Annotated in this window: 19 protein-coding genes; 7 read left to right on the top strand and 12 right to left on the bottom strand. The window is 66.9% G+C overall.

Features of this window, described 5'->3' with window-relative positions; all coding sequences use genetic code 11:
* Positions 1-224: 224 nt before the first annotated feature.
* Positions 225-6080: an SDR family NAD(P)-dependent oxidoreductase gene (locus tag ACIA76_RS37585; protein WP_397159209.1), complete on the bottom strand. Its 5856-nt coding sequence runs from the start codon at positions 6078-6080 to the stop codon at positions 225-227.
* A gap of 317 nt (positions 6081-6397) precedes the next feature.
* On the opposite strand from ACIA76_RS37585, the gene ACIA76_RS37580 reads away from it, so the two are divergent.
* The gene (locus ACIA76_RS37580) at positions 6398-6844 is read left to right on the top strand and encodes a helix-turn-helix transcriptional regulator (RefSeq protein ID WP_397159207.1); all 447 of its coding nucleotides are present in this window, start codon (positions 6398-6400) and stop codon (positions 6842-6844) included.
* On the opposite strand, the gene ACIA76_RS37575 is transcribed toward ACIA76_RS37580, so the two are convergent.
* Genes ACIA76_RS37575 through ACIA76_RS37560 form a run of 4 tightly spaced genes read right to left on the bottom strand, consistent with a single transcriptional unit; the run spans position 6828 to position 11794 of the window.
* Positions 6828-8228, bottom strand: a complete 1401-nt coding sequence (locus ACIA76_RS37575; RefSeq protein WP_397159205.1) for a wax ester/triacylglycerol synthase domain-containing protein — start codon at positions 8226-8228, stop codon at positions 6828-6830. The two genes, ACIA76_RS37580 and ACIA76_RS37575, sit on opposite strands and share 17 nt — an antisense overlap.
* Positions 8225-9766 carry an HAD-IB family hydrolase gene (locus ACIA76_RS37570; RefSeq protein ID WP_397159203.1) on the bottom strand — a complete coding sequence of 514 codons (1542 nt, stop codon included), beginning with the start codon at positions 9764-9766 and terminating at the stop codon, positions 8225-8227. The genes ACIA76_RS37575 and ACIA76_RS37570 overlap by 4 nt, the downstream gene beginning before the upstream one ends.
* Positions 9753-11558, bottom strand: a complete 1806-nt coding sequence (locus tag ACIA76_RS37565) for a 1-acyl-sn-glycerol-3-phosphate acyltransferase (protein ID WP_397159201.1) — start codon at positions 11556-11558, stop codon at positions 9753-9755. The genes ACIA76_RS37570 and ACIA76_RS37565 overlap by 14 nt, the downstream gene beginning before the upstream one ends.
* Positions 11555-11794, bottom strand: coding sequence for a hypothetical protein (locus ACIA76_RS37560; RefSeq protein ID WP_397159199.1), 240 nt, complete (start codon positions 11792-11794; stop codon positions 11555-11557). Before ACIA76_RS37560 ends, ACIA76_RS37565 begins: the two co-directional genes overlap by 4 nt.
* Before the next feature lie 401 nt (positions 11795-12195).
* On the opposite strand from ACIA76_RS37560, the gene ACIA76_RS37555 reads away from it, so the two are divergent.
* Together ACIA76_RS37555 and ACIA76_RS37550 are read left to right on the top strand one after the other, a co-directional pair.
* A complete protein-coding gene (locus ACIA76_RS37555) occupies positions 12196-14400 on the top strand; it encodes a hypothetical protein (protein ID WP_397159197.1) in 2205 nt (734 codons plus the stop codon).
* 43 nt (positions 14401-14443) lie between these two features.
* Positions 14444-16267 (top strand): fatty acyl-AMP ligase, encoded by a 1824-nt coding sequence (locus ACIA76_RS37550; protein ID WP_397159195.1) that lies wholly within the window; start codon positions 14444-14446, stop codon positions 16265-16267.
* Here ACIA76_RS37550 and ACIA76_RS37545 read toward each other — a convergent pair.
* Positions 16241-16486: an acyl carrier protein gene (locus tag ACIA76_RS37545; RefSeq protein ID WP_397159193.1), complete on the bottom strand. Its 246-nt coding sequence runs from the start codon at positions 16484-16486 to the stop codon at positions 16241-16243. The two genes, ACIA76_RS37550 and ACIA76_RS37545, sit on opposite strands and share 27 nt — an antisense overlap.
* 117 nt (positions 16487-16603) lie before the next feature.
* Here ACIA76_RS37545 and ACIA76_RS37540 point away from each other — a divergent pair, with 117 nt between their 5' ends.
* Together ACIA76_RS37540 and ACIA76_RS37535 are read left to right on the top strand one after the other, a co-directional pair.
* The gene (locus ACIA76_RS37540) at positions 16604-16885 is read left to right on the top strand and encodes a hypothetical protein (RefSeq protein WP_397159191.1); all 282 of its coding nucleotides are present in this window, start codon (positions 16604-16606) and stop codon (positions 16883-16885) included.
* 16 nt (positions 16886-16901) lie between these two features.
* Positions 16902-17252: a WhiB family transcriptional regulator gene (locus ACIA76_RS37535; RefSeq protein WP_397159189.1), complete on the top strand. Its 351-nt coding sequence runs from the start codon at positions 16902-16904 to the stop codon at positions 17250-17252.
* Between the two features lie 21 nt (positions 17253-17273).
* On the opposite strand, the gene ACIA76_RS37530 is transcribed toward ACIA76_RS37535, so the two are convergent.
* Both ACIA76_RS37530 and ACIA76_RS37525 read right to left on the bottom strand, forming a co-directional pair.
* Complete coding sequence (locus ACIA76_RS37530) at positions 17274-18179, bottom strand: alpha/beta hydrolase (RefSeq protein WP_397159187.1); 906 nt, start codon at positions 18177-18179, stop codon at positions 17274-17276.
* Between the two features lie 2 nt (positions 18180-18181).
* Positions 18182-18943, bottom strand: a complete 762-nt coding sequence (locus ACIA76_RS37525) for a phosphotransferase family protein (RefSeq protein ID WP_397159185.1) — start codon at positions 18941-18943, stop codon at positions 18182-18184.
* A 130-nt stretch (positions 18944-19073) separates the two neighbouring features.
* On the opposite strand from ACIA76_RS37525, the gene ACIA76_RS37520 reads away from it, so the two are divergent.
* Complete coding sequence (locus tag ACIA76_RS37520) at positions 19074-19661, top strand: TetR/AcrR family transcriptional regulator (RefSeq protein ID WP_397159184.1); 588 nt, start codon at positions 19074-19076, stop codon at positions 19659-19661.
* On the opposite strand, the gene ACIA76_RS37515 is transcribed toward ACIA76_RS37520, so the two are convergent.
* The 3 genes from ACIA76_RS37515 to ACIA76_RS37505 form a co-directional block, all read right to left on the bottom strand.
* Complete coding sequence (locus ACIA76_RS37515; protein ID WP_397159183.1) at positions 19662-20069, bottom strand: nuclear transport factor 2 family protein; 408 nt, start codon at positions 20067-20069, stop codon at positions 19662-19664.
* 419 nt (positions 20070-20488) lie between these two features.
* Positions 20489-20743 carry a hypothetical protein gene (locus ACIA76_RS37510; RefSeq protein ID WP_397159180.1) on the bottom strand — a complete coding sequence of 85 codons (255 nt, stop codon included), beginning with the start codon at positions 20741-20743 and terminating at the stop codon, positions 20489-20491.
* A gap of 5 nt (positions 20744-20748) precedes the next feature.
* Complete coding sequence (locus ACIA76_RS37505; protein ID WP_397159178.1) at positions 20749-21087, bottom strand: DUF6247 family protein; 339 nt, start codon at positions 21085-21087, stop codon at positions 20749-20751.
* Between the two features lie 304 nt (positions 21088-21391).
* On the opposite strand from ACIA76_RS37505, the gene ACIA76_RS37500 reads away from it, so the two are divergent.
* Positions 21392-22438, top strand: coding sequence for an NAD(P)-dependent alcohol dehydrogenase (locus ACIA76_RS37500; RefSeq protein WP_397159176.1), 1047 nt, complete (start codon positions 21392-21394; stop codon positions 22436-22438).
* 80 nt (positions 22439-22518) lie between these two features.
* Here the strand turns inward: ACIA76_RS37500 and ACIA76_RS37495 are convergent, their stop codons facing one another.
* Positions 22519-23700 carry an alpha-hydroxy-acid oxidizing protein gene (locus tag ACIA76_RS37495; RefSeq protein ID WP_397159174.1) on the bottom strand — a complete coding sequence of 394 codons (1182 nt, stop codon included), beginning with the start codon at positions 23698-23700 and terminating at the stop codon, positions 22519-22521.
* Between the last annotated feature and the right edge of the window lie 64 nt (positions 23701-23764).

Raw genomic sequence — 23764 nt, 5'->3', positions numbered from 1 at the left:
CGGAGGGTCGAACCCGGGATCGACGCCGATGTCGATCCCGGATCCGCCCGGGCGCCGTTGCCCGGTGGGCCACCTCCGCACCCGCCGCGGTGCTCGACGGCGCCGATGCCGTGCTCGAGCGGGCGGGTGTTCATCCGGTGGTGGTTGCCGAATCGGGCTGCCAGGGGCGGACGGTCACGCGACCACCGGATACTTCGGCCCGAAGAAAGGGGATGGCGCTCGGGTCAGTGGGGACGTGCGACGAGTTCGAGTCCGGACAGCTCGGCGACGGTCGTACCGTCCGTCCGGGTGAGTACGACATCGCAGTGAGCGACGGTGTCGTCGACGGTGACGGCCCGTACGACGCAGCGCAGCGGCTTGTCGTCCCATGGGAGCGGGTGGAAACGGCACTCGCGGACCGACATCGGCAGGGTCGTCGTGCCGAGCGCCTGCTCGGCCCAGACCAGGGCGAGTTGAATCGCGCCGTCGACGGCGGCCGGATCGATGCGCCACGGCTCGACCGGCCAGCCGAGCCGGTGTACGCCGAGCACCGTGCCGGCGGCCATGGCCGCTGTGGCTCCCTCGATCTCGCAGATCGCCTGGAAGCTCGGCCCGTGGAACAGGACCGATCCGGCATACATCTCGGCCCGGTCCACCGGGCTGAGCCCGACGGGATCCTCGACGTGGCGAGGCGGCTGAGGTGCGGTCGCGGCGGCGGGGAAAACCGTTGCCTGGCAGTGCCGTTCGCCGTACTGACCGGACAGCTCGATCCGGAGGTTCTCCCCTGCCTCCCGGTGCGTGTGGACGGTCAGGTGTGTGCGCCCCGATTCCGGCACGGTGACCTTGGCGAGCACCTGAACGTCCCGCAGGACGGTGCCGCGCTCCGCCGGGCCTTCGGCATCGGCGGCGGCCCGCAGAAACCAGTCGAGCATGATCGCCAGCGGGACGATCCGGCGTCCGGCGATCGCATGGTCTCGCAGGTGCGGATGCGACTTATCGCTCAGCGCGATTTCCACGGTGACTTCGTCCGGGGCGGGATCCATGGCCGCCGCGTCCCCGGCCGCGAGGAGCACCCGCACGTCCGGCGAATCCGTCGTCAGTTCCGACACGAACGATGCGGCACCGGCCTCGGCCGGGATCAACTCAACCTCGCGCCGCCGGAACTGCTCGGCGAGTTCGGGCCCGACCATCCCGCCCTGCCAGGGTCCCCACGCCAGGGATCGCACCAGGGCCCCTTGATCTCGCGCCCGCCACGCCGAAACCTGGTGGTCCAGAATCCGATTGGCCATGGCGTAGTCGCATTGCCCCGGATTGCCGTAGCTGGCGACGACGGAGGAGAAGACGCAGACCAGCCGGATCGGATCGGCCGCGAGCTGTTCACACAGCACACCGAACCCCTCGGCTTTGATGCGCATGACCTGGTCGAACTGTTCATCCGTCTTATCCGCGACCAGCCGGTCGGCCAGCACGCCCGCGCCGTGGACGAGTCCGGTGATCGGGCCCCATTCGGCGCGAATCTGCTCCAGCGCCGGGCGCAGTGCGGTCGCATCGGCCACGTCGGCGGCGAAGTAGCGGGCCGGGGAACCGGCTATCCGCAGCGCCTCCACCGTGCGGCGAACCTCCCGGCCCGCCAGCACGCGGCGCATCTCCTCCTCCAGGGCCGCGGGCTTCGGCTGCCGACCGTCCCGGCGGGCGCGGGCGACGAGTGCCTGCCGAATTCCGGATTCGTCGACGGCGTCTCGAAGATCGCCCGGCTCCTCGTCCAGTGTCGTTCGTCCGATCAAGACCAGTCGCGGTCGGCGAGCGCGGGCGAGCGCCAGGGCGCAGGCCGCGGTGATCCCTCGCGCGCCGCCCGTCACGACGATCACCGAGTCCGGGCCGATCAATTCGTCGGTGCGCCCGGAAACCAGTGCGCTGGGCCGTAATCGGAGATGCGTTCTGCTGCCGTCGGCGCGCAGTCCCACCTCCCGTGCGGAGCCGCCGCCGAGCAGTTCCGCGGCCAATGCCTCGGCGGCGGCGGCCGGGCTGCGCCCCGTGCACTCGCAGTCGATCGCCTTCACCACCGCGTCCGGCCACTCCCGGGCACACGTGCGGGCGAGTGCCGCGAGTCCGCCCACCCAGGCCCGCTCCGGATAGCTGCCGCCGAGTCCGAAGTCGCCACCGGTGTCCTGCACGATGACGAAGGAGCCGCCCGTCGCCGTCATCCGGGACGCCATCGCTCGCGCGCACCGGAATGCCTCGCGTTCCACCCGCATTCCCTCGTCCCGGGTGGAGATGCGACGCAGTCCACCGAGGAAGACGACGGTGTCCATGAAAACGACTGTGCCCGTATCCGCTTCGGTGGCGAGCACGGCCGTGACGCCCGCGTCCCGGAGTCTGGCGATCAGCGCCCGCGCGATGCCGCCACCGTCATCGGTGACGGCGACCGTGCCCCGCAGCAGTCCTCGCAGTGTCAGACCCGGTGGCGACACCGGGACCAGCTGTGGCGTCAGGCGCGCTGGACGAGCCGGTGAGTCACCCTCCTCGTCGTCGTGCCCGCCGCTGCCGCCGCGGTGCCGGGTCTGGGTCGCCGGTTCCCGGCCGGCGCCCGGCCTGCGCAGGTAGGTCGAGATCTCGCCCAGCGTCCGCAGCCGAGCCAGTTCGGCGGGGTCCACCTTCGGCAGCTCGGGGACACGCTGCCGGATGCTCGACAGGATCTGCACTCGTTTGATCGAGTCGACGCCCAGGTCGTGCTCGAGATCCATATCGGTACCCAGCATGTCGACGGGGTAGCCGGTCAGTTCGGCCATGACCGACAGCAGTGTTTCCTCGAGGTCGACCGCGGGGGCTGGCGCGGGGGCGACCGGCGCGGGCACCGAGGGCGGCGGCGGAGTATGAGTCGCAGGAGCAGGCGAGAAGTCCTGATGCTCGGTCGCACTGTGCCGCGGGACATTTGGCAGATCGATCGGGGCAGGTCGTGCGGGCGCCGCGGCGGAGTGCCCATTGCCGAGGGTCCGCTCGGGCACCGGCGGGGCCGCGGGCAGGGCGGCCGCCACTGCGGGGGGTATCTGCTGCGGCTCACGCACCGGCATCGGTGTGTGCTCGAGGGCGGGCGCGCCGCCCAGCGCGGTGACCATGCCGTTGAGAGTGGCTTCGCTGGTACGCATATAGGCGATATGGCCGTCGGCCAAGGCACGCTGATACGACGAGTGGACCTCACTCGTCTGCCGTTGGATCTCCTGGAGCGCGCCCAGCCATTCGATGGATTCGGCGGCGGACCGCGACGGCATTGCCGGGTCGGTGTCGACCCGGATCGGCTCGGCCTGGTGGTTCGGCATCAAGATCTCCACTTCGTCTTCGGGCTGCGGATAAGGCTTTCCATAGTTGGTGCCGAGAAGTTCGACCGTCATCCGGTTCGCGGGGGTCGGCGCCGCGGCGGGCGGCGCCGACCGCAGCGCCGCGAGATCCAGGGCCACACCGTGCACCGCCAGCTCGCCCAGGGCCTGTTGGAGCGTGGTTACGCCGTTGCGCCCCTTGCGATCCAGCGCCACCGCCAGATGTTCGCGGGGGCCGAGGATCCGGTCCACCAGGCCGGTGAGCACAGCACCGGCGCCGAACTCCACGAATACGCGCGCCCCCGCCTCGTACATCGCCTCGATCTGCTCGGCGAAGCGAACCGGCGAACTGAGGTGGCGGACCAGCCGTTTCCGAATCTGGTCGGGATCATCGGGGTAGCGGTCGGCGTCGGAGTTGCCGTACACCGATCGCTCGGGCGCAGTGATGGTCAACCCGTCCACATACGCCCGCAGCGGCTCGCTCGCGGGTTCCACCAGGGGACTGTGGAAGCCGGTCGACGTGTTCAACCGATGCGTGGTGACGCCCTGTTCGGCGGCCCGAATCTCCAGCGCCGACAAGGCGTCCAGGGTTCCCGACACCACGGTCTGATCCGGGCTGTTGAGGTTGGCCACCCACAGCTCGGCATCGTCGCCGATCAGCCCGGCGGTCAGTGCGGCATCGCCACCGATCATCGACATGCCGCCGGGCCGGTCGGACGCGTCGCGCATCAGTTCGCCGCGTCGACGGGCCAGCTGTACCAAGGTGTGGATGTCGAAGCAGCCCGCAGCGTGCAGTGCGGCGAGCTCTCCGAAGCTGTGCCCGGCCAGCAACTCCGCGTGCAGTCCGAGCGCCGCGGCCAGCCGCAGCTGGGCCGCGCACTGGACCGCGAGTGCGGGCTGTGCCCACTCGGTCGCGCGCAGCGTCTCCTCCAGCTGCCGCCGGTCGTCCTCGTCGAAGACCGGGCGCGGGAAGACGATCTCGTGGACCGGCCGGTGGTCGAACATCAGGTCGGCCGTCTCGTCCCAGGCCGCGAGCGCCTGAGGGAAGGCCATCGCCACATCCGCTCCCATACCGGTGTATTGGGCGCCCTGCCCGGAGAACAGGAAGGCCACCTTGCCCGGCGACGCCGGACCGCTCCGGAACTGGATGCCCGACCGGGTCCGGAAGGATTCGGTCGAGCCGGAGGCGAGCCGCGCCGCAGCCTCCCCGGCGAGTTCGTCCATCCGGTCCGGCTCCGCCACCAGCGCCAGTCGCGCGGGGTCGTCCGCCTGGAACCCCGCTCGGTCGCCGCGCCGCAGCCGCTCGACCAGCTCGGCCGCCGAACCGGCGCTGAGCAGTACGAGCTCGGACGGCAGTGGGTACATGCGCGACGCGGCCCGGCCGCCGTGCGCAGGCACGTACTCCTCCAATGTGAGGTGGTAGTTGCTGCCACCGAAACCGAAGCTGGACACCGAAGCCCGGCGAGGGTGGCCGGAACCTCTGACCCACGGCCGCTGTTCGGTGTTGAGATACAACGGGCCGTCCTCCAGACGCAGTTCGGGATTGGGACGATCCACCTTGATCGTCGGCGGCAGCACCCGATGCGCAAGCGCCAGAACGGCCTTCAGCATCCCGACCGCGCCCGCCGCCGATTTCGTATGCCCGAACTGCGATTTGGCCGAGCCCACCGCACACCACCGGCGACCCGGCGGCCCGGCCTCGGCGAAGACCTCGGCCAGCGCGGCGATCTCGGCCGCATCCCCCGCGGTGGTGCCGGTGCCGTGCGCCTCGACCAGTTCGACCGTGGACGGCGAGTAGCCGGCCATCGCGTAAGTCCGGCGCAGCGCGCGCATCTGCCCCTCCGGTACGGGCGCGTAGATCGCCGTACCCCGGCCGTCGGACGAGGTGCCCAGGCCGCGCAGCACCGCGTAGATCCGGTCGCCGTCGCGCTCGGCATCGGCGAGCCGTTTGAGGGCGAACATCGCCAGGCCCTCGCCCAACATGGTGCCGTCGGCCTTATCGGAGAACGGGCGGCAATCCCCGGACGGCGACAGCGCGGGGGTCTTGCTGAAGCACATGTACATCGTGATGTGGTTGAGGGTGTCCACACCGCCCGCGAGCATCAGATCGGCACGGCCCAACTGCAATTCGCCGACCGCCGCCGACAACGCCGCCAGCGAGCTGGCACATGCGGCGTCGGTCGTGGCGTTGATGCCGTGCAGGTCGAGCCGGTTGGCGATGCGACCGGCCACGACGTTGCTGAGCAGTCCGGGAAAGGTCGCCTCCTGCCAGGGGACGTAGTGGTCGGCGATCCGGTCGCAGATCCGTTCGGCCTGTTCCCCGGTGATCCCACTGTCGTGCAACGCCTTACGCCAGATCGGGCGCTGCAACCGGCAGGCCATATGCAGCAGCAGCTCCAGCGCGCCGGTGCCGATGACCACGCCGGTCCGCTCCCGCACCGCCTCGGACAGCTCGCCGCCACCCGCCGCATCGCGCAGCGCCCGCTCGGCCACCGGCAACGCCAGCAGCTGCGCGACATCGGTGGCGGGCAGGGTGGCCGGCGGGGTGCCGTAGGCGAGCGGGTCGTAACTGGTGGGCGACAGGAAGGCGCCGCGACGGGCATAGGTCTTGTCGGGCGCCTGCGGATCCGGGTCGTGATAGTCGGCCAGCAGCCAATGGCTGGGCGGAACCTCGGTCATCATGTCGCGACCGCCCAGAACATCCCGCCAGAAACCTGGGACATCCGCCGAACCCGGCATCAGGGAGCTGACACCCGTCACCGCCACGTCGATAGGAACGTTCTTCACGATTTGCAACATAACCAGGCATCGACCCTTACGGAAATACGAAATACGATCCGGACCAAAGGATGCGGACTACGACTTATCTAGGCGATCTAGCTGCCCCGAATAGCTTCCGCTCGGCAAGCGGAACACCTAGAATCGGTTCGATACGAAACGGTTTGACTGCTATTCAAGGGTTGCCTGGCCTGGATCGTCGATCATGACTGCGCAATAGTAGTGTCGTAATAGTATTGTAATTACGTCGTGATAGTGCGTTGTTGAACCGAAGTACTCCATGATCCGCCTTCGCGCCCCCTCCACCCCTGTGGTGCAGTCCCGGTATGGAGGAGAGTGACACATTGACGCCTGTGCCCGATTCTCTCGAGCCCAGTGCTACGACCATTGAGCTGGTCCGGGAGGCATCCTTCCAATTGGCTAAACTGACGGACATCCTCAAGAAGCTCGAGGAAACAGCCGTCCACTGCGAAGTGGATCCAACGATTCATTTATCGGTTCGACCGGGGGAATATACGGCTCCGCGCCCCCGCGTCGAAATCGACTTTCCCGTTGCGGGGCTGACCAAACGCGAACAGCAGGTCCTCGGACTGCTCATCGAGGGGCTCACCAATCGGCTCATCGCCCGGACTCTCGGAATCGCCGAGGCGACCGTCAAGAATCACCTGCACTCGATCTTCATGAAGCTCAAGGTGACCGGCCGGTCACAGGTCATCGCGATGATCCTGAGCGGGCCGGCCACCGGCTCGCCCCCGCCTAGCGAAGCTCCATGAGGCTCTCCTCGACACAGTGCATGAATGCGGAGAGATCGTCGACGGCCGCCGCATCCACCGTGACGGCCAGCGACGCGCCCGCCCGGCGCGAGATCATGATCGCGGTCGCCGCACAGCCCGGTACGGGTCCGAAGCACCAGAAATCCTCGATCGCCGCCCCCGACAGATAGAAGCCCCGGTCGAAGACGGCGATCTGACTCAGCTGCAGGTCGAAGCTCAGCCCGATCCGGCGCGCGACCTCCAGCACCACGGGCGTCGGCATTCGATTGAGGAGGTTGGTGACCAGGTCGAGGCCGGTGGGATCGAAGGCCGCCTGCGCCTGCGCGAGCAGACGATGAACTCCGGCGAGCCGGATGAGTGGATCCTTCTCGGCCAGCGGGCCCGCGACCCGCAGGCCGCCGAAGCGGTTGCCCGTAATGGGCCGTGTCCCACGGATATTCAGCGGCATCGCCATCGACAGCGTCTCGGGGATCGCACCGTACAGCTCGTGATACCGGCGCACGCCGCCCAGCATCGCGGAGACGAAGACATCGTTGACCGATGTCCGCGCGGCACTGGCCGTCGCGCGCAGCCCGTCGACCGGAACGGAGGTCATGTCGAGGCGGCGGGTCGTGCCCCGCCCGCTCAGCAGCGGCGACTGCGGGCCGACCGACCGCGGCGCCATATCCGCCACGGTCAGCAGTATTCGGGTGAGCTCCATGGCCGCGTCCCGGGGCCGTGTCATCGCGCGCAGCGCCTCCTCGGCGAGCCGGGTCAGACCGGCGGCGCCGACGTCGGCCCCCAGCAGCGCAGGAAGTACCGACAGCATCGACGGTTGCGCGGACTGCGGCGGCGGGGGTGGTTGGGGTTTATCGGATCTGGGCTCACGCTGACGGCTGAGCAGCGTGGTCAGCCACGTCACCGCGGCCTGACCGTCGCCCATGCTGTGATGGAACCGCAGGATCCAGGCCGCCGCATACGATGTGCCCTCCCAGCACAGGCCCTCGACGAGCACGCTCTCCCACAGGGGTCGATTCGGATCGAAGGGTGCGGCCGCCATCGTCTCGGCGAGGTCGAGCAGTTCGCGGCGCCCGGCCGGTTCGGGAAGTCGTAGCCGGTGTACGTGGTGGCTCAGATCGAACTCCGGATCGGCGGTCCACACCGGTGATCCGGGAAACAGCGGCGGTGTGACGGGCCGCTCCCGCAGCCTGGGAATCATGCGAGTCGCCCAGTCGTGACCGGCGAGCAGCCGGTCCCACTCGGGTATCCGGTCGAGCAGGAAGAGCCCGATCAGGGGCGAGCGCAGCCGCGGATCGGCCTCGCAGCGCCACATCAGGGAATCCAGCGCGTTCAGCTGCCGGGGAAGGTTCCAGGCAGCGGCGCCGAACTGCTCCGCGGGTCTCACGATCGTGCCTCCTCATCCCCTGGCGTGCGGTGGGGCGACGACTTCGGTATGCCGACCAGAGTGTCCAGGTAGAGCTGGCGGACCTGCTCGATCCGAGTCTCCAGCTCACGGATCTTCCAGCCGCGCACGTCGATTGGCTCGTGGACCACGACCTCGAGCAGGCCCGACCGGACGGTCCAGGCGTTACGGGCCATGAGCTGACCGGCATTGCGAATGACGATGGGCACCACCGGAACACCCGCCTTCCGGGCGACGAGGAAGCCGCCCTTCTTGAACGGGCCCGGCATGGGCGTCCGCGACCGGGTTCCCTCCGGGGCGACAACCAGCGACAGCCCCCGCGCGAGACATGCCAGCGCGGGCTTCAGCAGATCCGGAGACAGCAGCTTGGCGTCGCGGTCGACGAATGTGACGTCCATGAGCCTGCCCAGCTGTGACAGGCCTGGAGTCGCGGCCAGTTCGGCCTTGGCGAATCCGGTGTAGTCCTGTCCCAGGAGTTTGATCATGATGGCCAGATCGAGCGGACTCTGATGGTTGAACAGGAAGACCGCGGGCCGGCTCGACCGCAGATACTCGGCGCCTTCCACCCGCAACCGGACTCCGGCGAGACCGAGGTAGGTATCGCTGGCCAGCAGCACGCCGAGTTCCGCCGCGCGCCGGCCATCGGCGCCGAGAACCCCTACGCACAGGCCGGTGCCCGCCCCCACGACGAGTCCGCCGTAGGCGGCCATCGAGCGCACCGAGGCGAGGGCCGCGGGTAGCAGTCGTCCCGGATCCGGCCGCAGCACGTCCCAGCCGCGGTCGGCGGCCAGGTTCGCCAGCGGCGCACCCGGATTCACCACACAGGGTCTGCCCACGGTCTCCAGGAAGGGGACGTCGTCCAGGGTATCGGCGTAGGCGTAACTGGATTCGAGATCGATATCGTGGGCTTCGGCGAAGGTTCGGACCGCGGCGGCCTTGGCCTTTCCGTACAGCAGGGGCCCCGACAGTCGACCCGTGACCCGGCCGTCCGCGACCTCCAGCTCCGTGCACAACACATGCTCGATACCCAGCTCCCCGGCCATAGGGGCGAGCTGATATCGGGTCGCGGCGGAGACCAGCACGATGGTGTGGCCCATGCGCTGATGCGCCTGAACCAGCGCCCACAGCCCCGCGCGCAGCCGACTCGCGAGAGTTTCGGTGAATACCCGCTCGCCGACCCGCCGCATATCCACTTCCCGCGTACCCGCGCAAAGTCGCAGGGTCAACTGATACGCCGATCGAATGCCCTCGCCGTCTCTCCCGCCGAGCCACGCGGAGGCCAGCAGCCGGGCCAGCGGAAGTCCGGTATCGACCAGTTCGCGCATCAACTCCGCGGAGGGAATACCGGGCCGGCGGAGCCGATCGAGCAGCCGTGCGGGCAGTGTCGGCAGCGTCGCGGGCAGGAACGCGGTGATCGACTGCCCGTCCACCAGCGTGCCGTCGAAGTCGAACATGGCCGCGATCCGCGGCCCCTCCTGCCCCCGCAGGACGCCCTCGACATAGGCCTCAAAGGCGTTCATCCAACCCCCTCAGGAGTCCGGGCACGGTGTCGAAGCGGACGAGCTGGGCGAGTTGATCGACGAACTCCCCCAGCTCCTCGGCGAAATCCGAACGTGCCTGTGCCGCAGCGTGTTCGGACTCCAGCAGCCCCTCCGAGGCCGCGGCGGCCAAGGCGGCCCGGCACAGCTCACGAGAGATCGACTCCGGCCACTGCACGGTGGCCGTGCTGGTCTCGGCGAACACCTCGCCCAACGACCAGCGACGGCGGTCTCGCAGTGGTTCGGGATTGTCTCGCAGCCACACCGCCACTCGATGAAATGCCTCCAGTACCGGACCGAGGAGCCGGGGCGCGAGGAGAAACGATTGATTCACCAGGCCCGCCACTATCGAGTCTTCCGGTCTTCGCGCGCGGACCAGGTCCGCGACCTCACATCGGAACGCCTCGTCGTAATCCTTCGGCTCCGGCAGCACGAAGGCGTGCCCGAGGAGCTCTCGCAAGCGCCGTGCCCGCGCGGTGAGGTCGACGGACTCCTCGGCGGTCAGCAGGGTCAGCTCGGCGATCGCGCGCATGACCAGCCAGTGGCTGCCGGAATAGCGATAGAAGGCCGCGAGCTGGTGCTGGTCCGAGCCGATCCGGTAGTCGGGCCGGGAGAAGCCCGGGACTGCGGTGAGGACGCCGGCTCGGACCAGCCGATCGAGGATGGGCTGGAGGCTGCGCGGGCCGTGCAGACGATCCAGGCCCACTACCGGAATCCCTCGATGCGCGGCGAAGGCGAGCAGCGGGTCGAGTGCGCGGTTGATCTGCCGCAGATCCTGCGGCCCCCGCTCGCCCTCGGCCAAGACCAGGGTCAGCAGCGATTCGATGGTGAGTGGCGTCGCGGCGTTCAGCCGGTGCGCCAGCTCGCGCGTGATCGCTTCCACCGCGGCCCAGTCGCCGCCGCTGCCGGCGGAGATCAACTGCCGTCGCAGTGAAATCGGTTCGCCGAAAACCACTCTCGCCGTACTCCCGCGCGCGACCCGGTTGGCCCGGTAGTAGCGGACCATCTCGCGCAACCCCTCCGGCCGCTTGGTCCCGCCCCGGTCCTCATCGACCAGCGCCCGCGCCTCCGGTAAGAGGTCGTAGGTGATCGAAACCGGCATCAGATACAGATCATCGAGCCGGGCGTCGCGGAAGGCATTGATCAGAATGCGGAGCAGCCCAGGCCGGATCCGGCGGAGGCGGCCGGTACGACTGCGGCCCGCTTCCGGAAACCATTCCAGGTCGGCGCGCTGCTCCAACAGGTGGGCGAGATATCCACGGACCGCCAGGTGATAGGTCGGATTCCGGCCGAAATCGCGTCGGATGAAGATCGTTCGGTTGCGTCTGCCGAGAGCGCCCAGCGGCCAGAACGACAGATTGTCGCCCGCCAGCCGATAGGCGCCGGGAAGTCCGGCACTGGACAGGGACTTATCGAGAAGCGGGGAGTCGGCATAGGAGCGGTGCGTCGGGAGGAAGACCACGGGGTATCGCTCACTGAGCTCCCATACCTTCGCGAGCCCGACCACATCGTGCCCGAGACGCCAGGTCGTCCCCTGTATCGGATACAGGAGGATATTCCACAGCCGCCGCGCCCAGCCCCGCCTCTCGGTCCCGGCGACGAGCTCCCGCAGGTCGTCGCTCAGCTGTTGTTCGACATCGGATTTGGACAATCGCAACCGCATCGACAACCTCCCCAGCTCCCCGTCCCCGGCCCATCGGCCGAGGATCCCGGCGACGATCCGCGCCCGGCGACGACCGCCCGGTCCGCTGCGCGACCAACGGGTCGCGCTCATCCGATCGCCGTTTCCATGGCACCGGCATCCGGACCCGTCCGAGTGAAACCGGTTCGGCGCGTAGCGATTTGCCAGTGTGCGTGGCCGACCGGTACGAGCGGAACAGCCGAGAGCACGAACTCGGTGCAGGCGGAATCGACGTCGACTCTGATGCGGGCCGTGACGGCGGCGGGGTGCGGCTCCTGGATAAGCCAGGGGCCGTACTCGTCGCCGAGCTGGGGCAGCGAGCGTTCCATCCATGCCAGCAGATCGCTGGCCCACCGAATCATCGAAACCACCGCTCGAGGTCTGCTGTGCGCACACCCATCATCGGTCCACCGTCCTTATCTCGGAACGGAAGCGGAGTTCGTTTTCCGCCGGAATTCACCACGAGTACCATTTCCCCCGGGTAGCCAACAATAGTGTTCTACACACTATTCGACAGATTTCCTCGGCGCCTCGGGCAACTCGATCCACAACCAATAGAGGGGTTGACAACACCTCGGCAATTCATTTCGCCGCAACCGTAGTACCTTCGACTCAGTCGATTGATTCCCTGCGACAATGAGCCTAGCCGCGATCCGTTGACCGAATAGTCGCGGCTAATTTAGCGTGTCCGCTGGATGCTTTTCATTCCACCAGCCCACAGGAGATATCAATGGACACTGGTGAAATCTCGTTCGACCGATCGAACGGCCGATCCAGACGCGAGCGAGCCCCGCGATTCATCTCGCCGCACGAGCGGGAACACGACGAGGACATTCGACGACTCAAGGCAGCGGCCTTCGAACTCGTGCAGATCGCCGAAACCGTGCGCGCGATCTCTCAGCAGGCCACGGCCCTGGTCGGACCGCCGCCGCTGCTCGCCCCGCAGACCGGCCTGACGGTGGGATATCGACTGCTCAACGCGCTCACCGACCGGCAGGGGCTCGGCTTCGCCTTCACCGGCGGTCTGGTCGGTTCCCTCGCCGCGGGACTGGGCGGGGTGTTCGGGCGCAACAGCCTGGCGGTCCAGATCATGGTGGCCTCGCTGAGTTTGCGGCTGGCGGCGCTGCGCCTGGTTCATCCGGAACTCACCGAGGATCCCAAACTGGTCAGGTTCATCGACGCCGCCTTCGCGGGCCATGAACTCGAGACGATCGAGGCGTTGCAGGTGTGGTTCAAGGACCGCGGGGCGGTCGGGGGGCTCAGTGGCCTGGCCCCGATGTTCGCGGAGATCCTGTGCGTGAAGGCGCTGCAGGACAAGAATCCGCTCAACGACGCCTCCGCGTGGGGCGTGGCCTCCGGGAAGTCGGGACCTACCGCGGGACTGCTTCTCGGGGTCTCGACCAAGCTGATGACCAGGCTCGACCGAGGGGCGGGCGGGGCCACACCCATCGACGCCGGTCCCCATGTGATGTCCGCCCTCGCCGATGAGGGTTCGATGCTCGGATTCCTCGGCAACATCGTGGTTTTGGGCAATGACGGGCGCATCGTGATCCAGACGATCGCGGCCCAGGACGGTGTCGAACGATATGTCGTCCAGGTGCCGGGAATGCGACCGGGCCGAGCCCGCAACGAGTCTCCGCAGGATCTGGTCGGCGCGTTCAGCGCCACGCTGAAGAACGAATCGACCTACAGCGGCGCCCTGCACAGCGCGATCGATCAGTACGGCATCCCCGACGGCGCCCAGATCGCATTGATCGGACACAGCGCGGGCGGTCCGGCGATCATGAATCTCACTCAGGAGGAGGATTTCTGCCGCCGCTTCCGGATTACCCACGCCGTCGCGGTCGGTTCCCCGGTCAATCACAAACATCCGGCGGATCCCGGCACCTGGGTCGCCTCCATCACCAATCAGCACGACATCGTCCCATCCCTGGACGGGCTGGGCGCGGGCAGCTGCTTCGATCTCCACCCGGACTGGTACCAGGTGAGTTACACCGAACCCGCGCATCAGTTCCCCGAATGCCACAGCCCCGCCCACTATCTCCACAACCTGGAACATCTGCTGCCGGAAGCCCTGCACTACATCGAGGAGCAGTTCACGCCCTACCGCGGCGAAGTCATCAGGACACAGCTCTACCAAACCTACGACCAGCCGCCGCGGCCGCCCGGCTATCCCTTCCTCACCGTGCCGACACACCCGGTGTCGACCGCATCCGGTCCGGTCCGATTGCCGATCGTCTGCAGCGAGGGCCGCGCACTGGCAGCCTTCTTCGCCGCCGACGCGGAGGCCGCCGCGGCATTGCCGGACAGCAGAGACCTGGGCAAACTCATGCGGATCGCGCCCGGCCGGGTCTTGGCGGCGCTGCTCGCGTGGGAGCATCGCGACGGCAGCCTCGCCCCATTTCGTTGTGTCGCAGCCGGTCTCGTGGTGCCCGGTCCCTGGAAATCGGGCTGGCACACGCTCACCGAGCTGCTGGGCAGCGCCGATCAGGGTGGGATCGGCCTTCGCCCGCTCGGCATGGTGGTCACGACCGACGAGGTCGACGACCTCAACCGGAAGGTGTGGGGCTACCCGTCGCTGCGCGGTGATGTGACCGTGCGGGTGGGGCCACTGCGGACCGCGATCGCCGCGTACGCCGACGACGGACAGGTTCTCGGCATGGCAGGCCTGCTCGGCCCAGCTGTGCCATATCCGGCCCGCGACCTGGTGTTCTATTCGCGGCTCGGCAGAAAGGTACAGCGGTCCCAGATGGATATCAAGGGCCGGGTCTGGGCTCATCCAGCGATGCCGGCCAAGTTGCGCATCGGGCCCTCCCAGGAACCGCTGGCCCAGCAGTTGCGTGCGCTGAAACTCGAAGGCGCGCGGCCGCTGCTCTGCCTGTCCACCCGCAACTTCCAGTCCCGGATCGCGGCCGGCGCCGCGCTCACCACATGACCACGGCCGCAACCGATTCCACTGTCGGCACTCAGGAGGCATGATGCAGGAGAAATCCATTCTCGATCTGTTCGCCGCCGATCGCGAACGTCATCCGGACCGCCCGCTGTTCACCTTTGTGAATCGGGCGGGCGAGGACGAACACGTCTTCACCCCGGATTCCTTGGCGACCGAGGCGTCCCGGGTGCGCCGACTTCTCGACGAGGCCGGATTCGCGCCCGGGGACCGCGCTATTCTGGCCTATCCGCACGGACCCGAGTTCATCGCGGCCCTGGTGGGCTGTTTCATGGCCGGAGTGATACCCGCGCCGGTGCTCCCGCCCGTCCCCGGTCAGGGCCGAGGGAACGAAGCGGGTTTCATTGCCGCGGTACGGGACTGCCGGGCTCGCGGTGTACTCACCTGCACCGCCTACGACGACCTGCGAAAGCTGGCCGTGTCGCGGGGCGCGACGACCCGCGGCGGCCTCGGCTGGCCCGAGGTTCCCTGGTATCCGACCGACCGGCACGAGGACTCCGATCCTGATCCGGAACGGGCGTGGCACTCCCCCGCGAGCATCGACGAGACCGCTCTACTGCAGTACACCTCCGGATCCACCGGCACACCACGCGGCGTGGTCATGACGCACCGCAGCCTGATCGCCGAAGTGGAGTCCAACACCCGCGACTACGGCATGGGACCCCACACCGTCGGAGTTTCCTGGCTGCCGCACTACCACGATTTCGGCCTCATCGCCGTGATCCTCAACGGGCTGAGCGGGAGCGGGCATATGCACCTCCTATCGCCCCTGGACTTCATCCGGTCGCCGGCGATCTGGTTCGAGACGATGTCGCGAGTCGGCGCCAACGGTTGCCCCGCTCCCAACTTCGCCTTCGACCTGTCGGTCCGCCGCACCACGCCACAGCAGCGGCGGGCCTGGGATCTCAGCCACATGGAGGTCGTCATGTCCGCCGGGGAGCCCATCCTGCCCCGGACCATCGACCGCTTCTTCGCCGAATTCGCGGTCACGGGCCTGCGCCCCGAAACCTTCTGTCCGACCTATGGTCTGGCCGAAGCCGCTCTCAGCGTCAGCTCCTGGGGCCGGATGCGGCTCACCGTCGATGCCGACGCGCTGGCCGAGGGCAAGGTGGTCCCGCTCGACTCCGCGGACACAGAGGCGGCTCGGCGCACCACCACCTACTTCGGCTGCGGGCAGATCACCAAACCCGGCTCCCGCGTACGGATCATCGATCCGGAGACGCACCTGCCCTGCCCCGAAGACCGCGTGGGCGAGATCTGGGTGGACTCTCCCACCAAGGGCGCCGGATATCTCGGCCGCGCCGCCGAGACCGCCTCGACCTTCTACGCGAAAGTCGCCGACGGCCGGGATATCCGCGGCTACCTGCGCACCGGCGATATGGGCTTCTTCGCCGACGGTGAACTGTTCATCACGGGCCGGCTCAAGGATGTGATCATCGTGCGCGGCCGCAACTACCATGCCGAGGACCTCGAGGAAAGCGTCCGCCGATGCCATCCGCACATCCGGCCCGGCGGCATCGCGGCGTTCTCCGTGACGCCCCCCGACGGCGGTGCCGAACAACTGGTGGTCTTCGCGGAAACCAGCGTGCACACCTCGAGCGATCACTCGACCGGACTGTCGGCCCAGGAGATCGCCGACGCGGTTCGCAAATGCCTGCGCTTGGACCACCTGCTCTCCTGCGATGTGGTGGTCGTCGGCGGGCCGGGTTTGGTAGCCAAGACGACCAGCGGAAAGGTGCGCCGCCGGACCTGCAAGTCGATGTATCTCGCCGGCGAGATACCGAATGCGACCACGGTACGAGGCACGGGGGCCTCCGAGCACCAGCTATCTGGCCGGACCGACCGCCAGTAGTTCGGCGAGCCGTCCGATGCTGTCCTCCATGAGGAAGTCCACGTCCGTCACATCGAGGCCGAGGTCCTCCTTCAGAACGACAGCGAGCTCCACCAACGCCACAGAATCCAGGTCGAGGTCCGCGAAAGTCATCTCGGCCCTGATCCGATCCCGAGGAATTGCGAAATGCTCGCTGATGACGGTCATGATCGCGTTGCGCACCGAGGTTTCTCTGTCCATTGTCGTTCTCCTCACGTCGCGGTGCGCAATTTCCGAAAGTCTGCGCATGGTTGGATCCTTGCAAGATTCCAACGAACAGGCGAGAGGAGTAAATGGCTGAATCGAAGGTATCAGTTTATGAAATCATTCCTCGGGACGTTCTACCGAGACAGATATCTGCCGGGCCGCCGGTCGAACGCCCCCTGCATCGAACCCCGACTCACGGGGACACGGCATCGCACCCACGGTTCACCCGGCGCCCGGGAGTCGTGGGCAGAGCGGTTCGCCGACTGCGACCGTACGCCGGTGTTCCTCAGCCTGGAGCAGGCCCGCTTCGTCCTCACCAGCCACAGCGGTCACGGCCCCTACTGCCTGCCCTATCTCGCAGCGCTCGCGGTCGGCTCCAGCGTGATCGACTGACCATGCCGCCGATCTCATGAGCCCACCTCCCTTCCGATCCAGGCAACTGTGGCCGCGGCTGCCGTCGACGAAACCGGCGGCACCGAGGACTGAATCGAAGGCGGTCGAATACGTTGCACTACAGTCGATTCCGATCATCGCTCCACTCCTGCCCGCAACGCCGCTCGACTGGCATCGGGCGGCATGTGCCGGTGATCCACACCCCGACGCGTGGCATCCGTACCCCTCGCAAGATTTCACCTATGCCCGAATCGTGTGTGGCCGCTGCCCGATCCGCGCCCCGTGCGCCCAGTTCGCCCGCAGTACCCGGCAATCGGGTGTCTGGGGCGGCCGCGACTTCGATCGCGGCCGGATCGTTCGCCGGTAACCCGATGCCGCGCCGGACCGATCAGACCTTGATCAGTGCGGCGAATTCGGCGTACACCTCGGCCGCGGCATCGGCGGCGGCCGTGGAGATGGTTACCAGACTGAGGAATCCGTGGATGAGCCCCGGATAGTCGTGGAGAGTGACCGGCACACCGGCGACGGTAAGAGCATCGGAGTAAGCGAAACACTCGTCGCGCACCGGGTCGTATTCGGAAGTCGCGATCACGGCGGGCGCCAGGCCCGCGAAGTTCGAGGCCAGCAGCGGGGAGGCCGGGGCGTGATCGCGGGCGGAGGGGTCACTGGACAGATAGAGCTCGGTGAAGTCCGCGGCTTCAACGGGATTCAGGAACGGCCCGGTCGCACCGACATCGTGCGACGGGTAGTGGCGGCCGGAGAGGTCGAGGTTGGCGTAGGCGAGCAATTGACCGGCCAAGGCTCGCCCCTCATCCCTGAAACCGAGAGCGACGGCCGCTGCCAGATTTGCTCCCGCGCTGTCCCCCGCCACCGCGAGATTCCCCCCGCCATAGTCGTCGATGTGATCGGCGACCCATCTGGTCACCGCCAGACAATCGTCGTGCGCGGCCGGGTACAGATGTTCCGGGGCGAGTCGGTAGCCGACACTGACCACTACGGCGCCGGTGTCCCTGCTCAGCCGACGACCGATCTGATCATGGGTGTTCAGATCGCCGTAAACGAAGCAGCCGCCATGGAAGTAGACGACCGTCGGCAACGGGCCGGGCGTTGTGGGGTGGTACATCCGCACCGGCACCCCGGCGACCATGCCGCCGGAAACCTGACCGGCCGCCTGCGGGGGCCTCGGGGAGACGGCGAACGTCAGCAGCCTGTTGCTCACCCGTTTCTCCGTGATGGTCGTCTTGTCGGTCTCGAGCTGCTTCATGAAGCCCTCGATAGCCGGATCCAGCGGCATGGCTACACCTCCTCGAATGCCGCGAGCCCGGCGTCCACCAGCGGCTCGGAGAGAACACCGATCCGCTCGAAGCCGACGACGGCGCCGACCCGATCCTGGCCGCCGAACAGCAGATTGTCGAGCCGGAAGTCACCGTGCACGATGGTTGCCGCCGACTCTGCCGGTACCGCGTCCTCGAGCCGGCGATGCAGTTCGCCCATACCCGGCACATCGCGGAGGGTCGACGCATCCCATTGCAGACGCCAGCGCTCGACCTGACGGGCGAGATAACCCCGGGGACGCCCGAAATCGCCCAGTCCCACCGCGACGTAATCGACCGCATGCACATCGACCAGAGCGTCGACCAGTCGCTCCGAGATTTCGCGAGTTCGCTCCCCTCCCAGCGAAATCAGCTGGCGCGCATACCGATACGTCTTTCCCCGTTCCTTGCTCATGAGATAGAACGGGGCGCCGAGAACCTCGGAGTCGGCGCACTGCACCACAGGCACCGGCACCGCAGACCCGGCCAGCGCACCCATTACCCGAAACTCCCGGCCCATGTCGTGGGCGGTCGCGGACACATACCCCAAGGGCGGCCGCCGAAGCACCCACCGCGAATAACCATCGGTGACATCGAACGTCAGATTGGAGCGCCCACCGGTGATCAGGCGCGCGACCAGCGCCCCCCGCACCAGACCGGGCATACGCTCGTCGAGAAATCCACGCAGGCGACTCAGATCGAGCGCCGGCAACACACGGGTATCCAGCTCGGAATCAATGGTCATGATGTCGGTCAACTCCTTCGCACTACACCAGCGAGACAGGCACTGACTAAGCGCTTGCTTAGCTCTAAGCGCTTGCTTAGTTTGCCGCGCAGTAGCCATACTGGTCAATACGAATATGCGAAGGAGACCTGTGACCGACACCACCGAAGCCCCGGCGGATGCGAAGAGCCGACTACTCGCGTCCGCGGCGGAAGCCTTCGGGGCCAAAGGCTTCCACGGCACAACGACTCGCGATATCGCCGCGCGGGCAGGCATGAGCCCGGCCGCGGTGTACGTACATCACAAATCCAAGGAGGATCTGCTCTACCTGATCGCACTCGAGGGCCATCGGCACGTCGCCCGGCTGTTCACGGAGCAGATCGCCGCCACCGACGACCCGGCACAGCAGCTGGCCGGCATGATTCGCGCCTTCGTGCTCGAGTACGCGGTGAATCACACCCTCGGTCGCATCGTGAGCTACGAGCTGGCATCACTCGCTCCGGAGCACCGCGCCGAGGTCCTCGCGATCCGCCGCGAGGTCATCACCATGGTGCGGACTGTGCTGCACGCCGGTAACGCGAGCGGTGCGTTCGACATCGACCATCCCGATATGACCTCGATCGCCGTACTCTCACTCGGCATCGATGTCGCGCGATGGTTCCGGGACGAAGGACGATTCACCCCGGAAGCCATCGCCGATCATTACTGCCGACTTGCCCTCCGCATGGTGGGCGCGTAATCAGGCCCCATGCGAGGCAGCCACCATCTGCGCGGTGTCCTCGGAACTACGGAAGTAGAAGATCTTATCGTCGCGGAAGGTGAACCGCTGGTACAAATCCATCGCCACCGGTACGCCGGTAGCACGATTGTCCGCCCGGAATCGCACCACGGTGAGCACATCGGAGCCGTGCACCGCGAACAGGACCGGAGTGAAGTCCTTCACCTCCATCGTCGAGTCGAGCTGCTGGAGAAACGAAGCGACCTCATCCTTGCCATGCCGCACGCCGTACCACGGCATCGCGGTGGACGTGGTCTCCATCGCCCAGTCGATGTCATCCCACAGCTTCTCCAGAAGGCCCGGCGCATCGCCGTGCACAAAGGCCTCATAAAGGGACTCGACAGTCTTCACACTGGCGTCCGCACTCACGGTATACCCCTTTTCCGATGATGAGTCTCCGACGCGGCGCATCATTACGCCACGAATTACCCGCCGCCCCACCCGCTTTCGCCGATCGCGAATGAGGCGAGCGAACTGTTGAACGAGCCATCATCAGTCTGACCGCGCCTGAACGCACCGGGCTATGCAACCTTTGTATCGGCCCTTTCACACCAAGGCTGCCGCCCACTTCGTCCGAGCGCAGACCGCACAAGTTTCTCGACCTCGCCGAAAATGCCACGCGAGCAAGAAAACTGGACGAAACCCAAGGTCTACTGGCTTCGGTACCCTCGCGAATCGCCGCTCTCAGTTCGGAACGTCTCCAACGACGGCACGTCGCGCTCTGCCGGCATGGCCCGAGTTGCCTTCAGCTCCTACTGGCAACGCCTCGAACGCACGCGTTTCGACTATCAGCCGATCCAGGTCACGCTGACCACGACCACGCGGCGATCCTGTTCCAACACCACGTACACGACCAGACCGCCACCGTCTGGACCGAAGACCATTCGGCGCATGCTGCCGTCGGGTTTGTCGTCGCGATAGGGAGGCCCCTCCCATGGGGTCAACTCGAGGAATGAGATCAGCTCGGCATAGTGCAGCAATGCATCTGTGGGTAGGCCGTCGACCTGTACGCGCGCATCAGCGACGATCTCGTAGCGGTACACCCGGCTTATCGGGCGAGTTTGGTGTTGATCTCCGCTCGATGCTCGGACGCACCGATCGTCGCCACACTGCGGCCCTGCTGGAGATTCTCGACCTGCGCGAGCATCCGGAGATGGTCGTCTGCGCCGTGTCGTTGGGTGGTTTCGGCTATCTCGCGGAAGGTCGCCAGCACCGCCAGCACGCCTGTCAGGTCCAGTGACTCGGCCGCAGCCGCCATTTCCTGGCCGTAGCGGCGAGCGAACTCCGCCTGCTCCTCGCCGACCAGGGCATCATGGATGGCCCGCGGAGTCGAGGCAGCTACCAACGCCGGAGGCGCCGATGATCTGAACAACTCGGGTGATGCCATGCCGACAACCATAGCCCGTCGCATGCCCTGCCTGAGAGTTTCTTCCATCTCGGATGGGCGCGTGACTCGTCTGTACCAGCTGCATGTGCCGCCGTAGTGCTGTGAGGCCTGCGTGTCCTACTGATCTGATCGGACTGAGCGCGGTGTACGCCTCGTACCGGCACGGCCGTATGAGGAATTCATTGCGCCGGGCCCTGATCTGACGTGACACCCAATGCCCGCTGGACCGAATTCCGCCCAAACCCTTTGGCCCAGGCCATATTCTGCGTTGCCGCATGGATTGCCGACTGGGAATGCTGGAGGTATGCGAGCTTGGAGATTACTCGAGTGGAAGTCCGAACCGGTTCTGATGGATATCCCCGAGCCGGAACCCGGTCCCGGGCAGGTCGTGATCAAGGTGGGTGGCTCCGGCGCGTGCCACTCCGACCTGCATCTCATGCGGGACTTCGATATCGGAACAGTGCCCTGGAATCCGGCATTCACGCTGGGCCACGAGATCGCCGGCTGGGTGCACGCCCTGGGCGACGGCGTCACCGATCTGGAGATCGGACTACCTGTCGCAGTACACGGCGCATGGGGTTGCGGCGCCTGCGCCCGCTGCCGGGTCGGCGCCGAAAACTATTGTGAGGACCCGGTTGCGGCGCCGATCCCGGCAGGCGGGTGCGGTCTCGGCCTCGACGGCGGGATGGCCGACTACGTACTGGTTCCCGATGCACGCTATCTGCTGCCGTTGCCCGACGGGCTCGATCCGGTCCAGGCCGCGCCGCTGACCGACGCGGGTCTCACGCCGTACCACGCGGTCCGCCGGTCATGGCCGAAGCTCCAGCCCGGAAGTACGGCCGTAGTCATCGGGGTCGGTGGCCTGGGCCATCTGGCCGTGCAGATCCTCGCGGCCACCACCGCCGCGCGCATCATCGCCGTCGACAACCGTGCCGATGCTCGCGCGCTGGCCGAAAAGTGCGGAGCGGACCTCACTGTCGACCCCGCCGACGACACCGCCGCGCAGATCCGCGACGTGGCCCACGGACGCGGCGCGGACGTGATCCTGGACTTCGTCGGAACCACCCAAACCCTGGCTCTCGGTGCGCAATCCGCGCGAAGTATGGGCGATCTGACGCTGGTCGGGTTGGCGGGCGGCACGCTGCCACTGTCATTCTTCGCCACCGCGTACGAGGTATCGGTGCAGACCGTCTACTGGGGAACGCGGCCCGATCTGGTCGAGGTCCTCGATCTCGCGGGCCGCGGCCAACTTACCGCCGCCATCACCACATCCGGTCTGGACGACATGATGGACGTCTACCGCCGGATGGAAGCAGGGGAGATCACCGGCCGTGTAGTGATCACACCCTGATAACTCGGCCGGATACTTCCTCCTCGACACGACTCCATCCGTCCCAAGAGATGAAGTCTCCTAACTCACCGGGAGGCTCATCATCTACAGCCGGCCGTGAGTGTGCGTTCGACGCCGGCCTGTTTGAGGGTGGCGATATCGGTGAATCCACAGATCGCCAACATCAGATCGAATTCGGCCAGGAAAGACTTCAGATAGTGAGTCAGGCTCTCTGTCCCACCGTAGGACAATGCGTAGGCATACGGCCGCCCGATCCCCACCGCCGCCGCACCCAGCGCCAACGCGATGACAGCATCGGTCGCATCGCGCACGCCGGAGTCGAACATGACCGGAGTGGAACCGGCGGCCTCGACGACCGCCGGTAGCAGCTGGAGGGCTGGTATTCCTGAATTGGCCTGGCGGCCACCATGATTCGTGCAATACAGCACGTCGGCGCCGTTGTCGATCGCCATGCGCGCATCATCGGCATGTTGAATCCCCTTGACCGCGATCGGCAGGGTGGTCTGTGACCGAATCCAGCGCAGATCCTCCCAGGTCAACGGGTGGGCGGAGATCTTGGCGTAATGAGCCAACGCGGCCGGCTGATCCTCGTGCGGCGGCTTGGCCAGATGCCTGGTGAAGTTCTCATCGGAGTAGTAGTTCTCCATGCAGTAGCCGCGGGACTGCGGAAAGTTTCCGCGCTCCAGATCGGACGGCCGGAACCCCAGAGTCCAGGTATCCACCGTCACCACCAAGGCGGAATAGCCGGCGGCCTCGGCACGGCCGATGAGGCTGGCCGCCAGCTCCCGATCGCCGGGAAGATACAGCTGAAAGAAGCTGGGCGTGACACCGGTCTGTTTGATCACATCCTCCATCGGGGCCTGGGAGAATGTGGACAGCGTGAACGGCACGCCGGTGGCGGCCGATGCTCGCGCGGCCGCCACATCACCCTGAAAATCTGGCGAACACAGGCCGACCAAGCCGATCGGACACATGAAGATCGGCGAATCCAGACGCTTACCGAACAGGTCGATCGACAGATCACGCTGCGGCGGGCTGACCATCATCCGGGGAACGATTCCGTAGTGTGCATACGCGTCGATGTTGGCCTGCTGGGTCCGCCCGTCCCCGGCGGCTGCCGACACATACCTGTACACCCACTCCGGAAGTGTCGCTGCCGCTTTCCGCTCGATCGATCGATAGTCGAAAGGGAAACGGGAGGTGACGCCCTTGTCGGCGGCGGCGTACACCCCCATTTGGAAATCTCCAAAGTTTTCCGACACGACAGACCTTCCTTTCGAGTTGTCATGAGCAGCTCCCCGAGAGTCAACCGTCACCGAAATTGAC

Origin of the sequence: Nocardia sp. NPDC051570 (genome assembly GCF_044454005.1) — a bacterium.
In the GTDB taxonomy this organism is placed as follows: domain Bacteria; phylum Actinomycetota; class Actinomycetes; order Mycobacteriales; family Mycobacteriaceae; genus Nocardia.
This window is presented reverse-complemented; position numbering and strand designations above follow the sequence as displayed.

Excerpts from the sequence above, each read along its gene's own strand:
- ACIA76_RS37580 (WP_397159207.1), top strand. The coding sequence starts at position 6,398 with ATGGAGGAGAGTGACACATTGACGCCTGTGCCCGATTCTCTCGAGCCC.
- ACIA76_RS37570 (WP_397159203.1), bottom strand. The coding sequence starts at position 9,766 with ATGAACGCCTTTGAGGCCTATGTCGAGGGCGTCCTGCGGGGGCAGGAG.
- ACIA76_RS37565 (WP_397159201.1), bottom strand. The coding sequence starts at position 11,558 with ATGAGCGCGACCCGTTGGTCGCGCAGCGGACCGGGCGGTCGTCGCCGG.
- ACIA76_RS37560 (WP_397159199.1), bottom strand. The coding sequence starts at position 11,794 with ATGGAACGCTCGCTGCCCCAGCTCGGCGACGAGTACGGCCCCTGGCTT.
- ACIA76_RS37555 (WP_397159197.1), top strand. The coding sequence starts at position 12,196 with ATGGACACTGGTGAAATCTCGTTCGACCGATCGAACGGCCGATCCAGA.
- ACIA76_RS37550 (WP_397159195.1), top strand. The coding sequence starts at position 14,444 with ATGCAGGAGAAATCCATTCTCGATCTGTTCGCCGCCGATCGCGAACGT.
- ACIA76_RS37545 (WP_397159193.1), bottom strand. The coding sequence starts at position 16,486 with ATGGACAGAGAAACCTCGGTGCGCAACGCGATCATGACCGTCATCAGC.
- ACIA76_RS37540 (WP_397159191.1), top strand. The coding sequence starts at position 16,604 with ATGAAATCATTCCTCGGGACGTTCTACCGAGACAGATATCTGCCGGGC.
- ACIA76_RS37535 (WP_397159189.1), top strand. The coding sequence starts at position 16,902 with ATGAGCCCACCTCCCTTCCGATCCAGGCAACTGTGGCCGCGGCTGCCG.
- ACIA76_RS37530 (WP_397159187.1), bottom strand. The coding sequence starts at position 18,179 with ATGCCGCTGGATCCGGCTATCGAGGGCTTCATGAAGCAGCTCGAGACC.
- ACIA76_RS37525 (WP_397159185.1), bottom strand. The coding sequence starts at position 18,943 with ATGACCATTGATTCCGAGCTGGATACCCGTGTGTTGCCGGCGCTCGAT.
- ACIA76_RS37505 (WP_397159178.1), bottom strand. The coding sequence starts at position 21,087 with ATGGCATCACCCGAGTTGTTCAGATCATCGGCGCCTCCGGCGTTGGTA.
- ACIA76_RS37500 (WP_397159176.1), top strand. The coding sequence starts at position 21,392 with ATGCGAGCTTGGAGATTACTCGAGTGGAAGTCCGAACCGGTTCTGATG.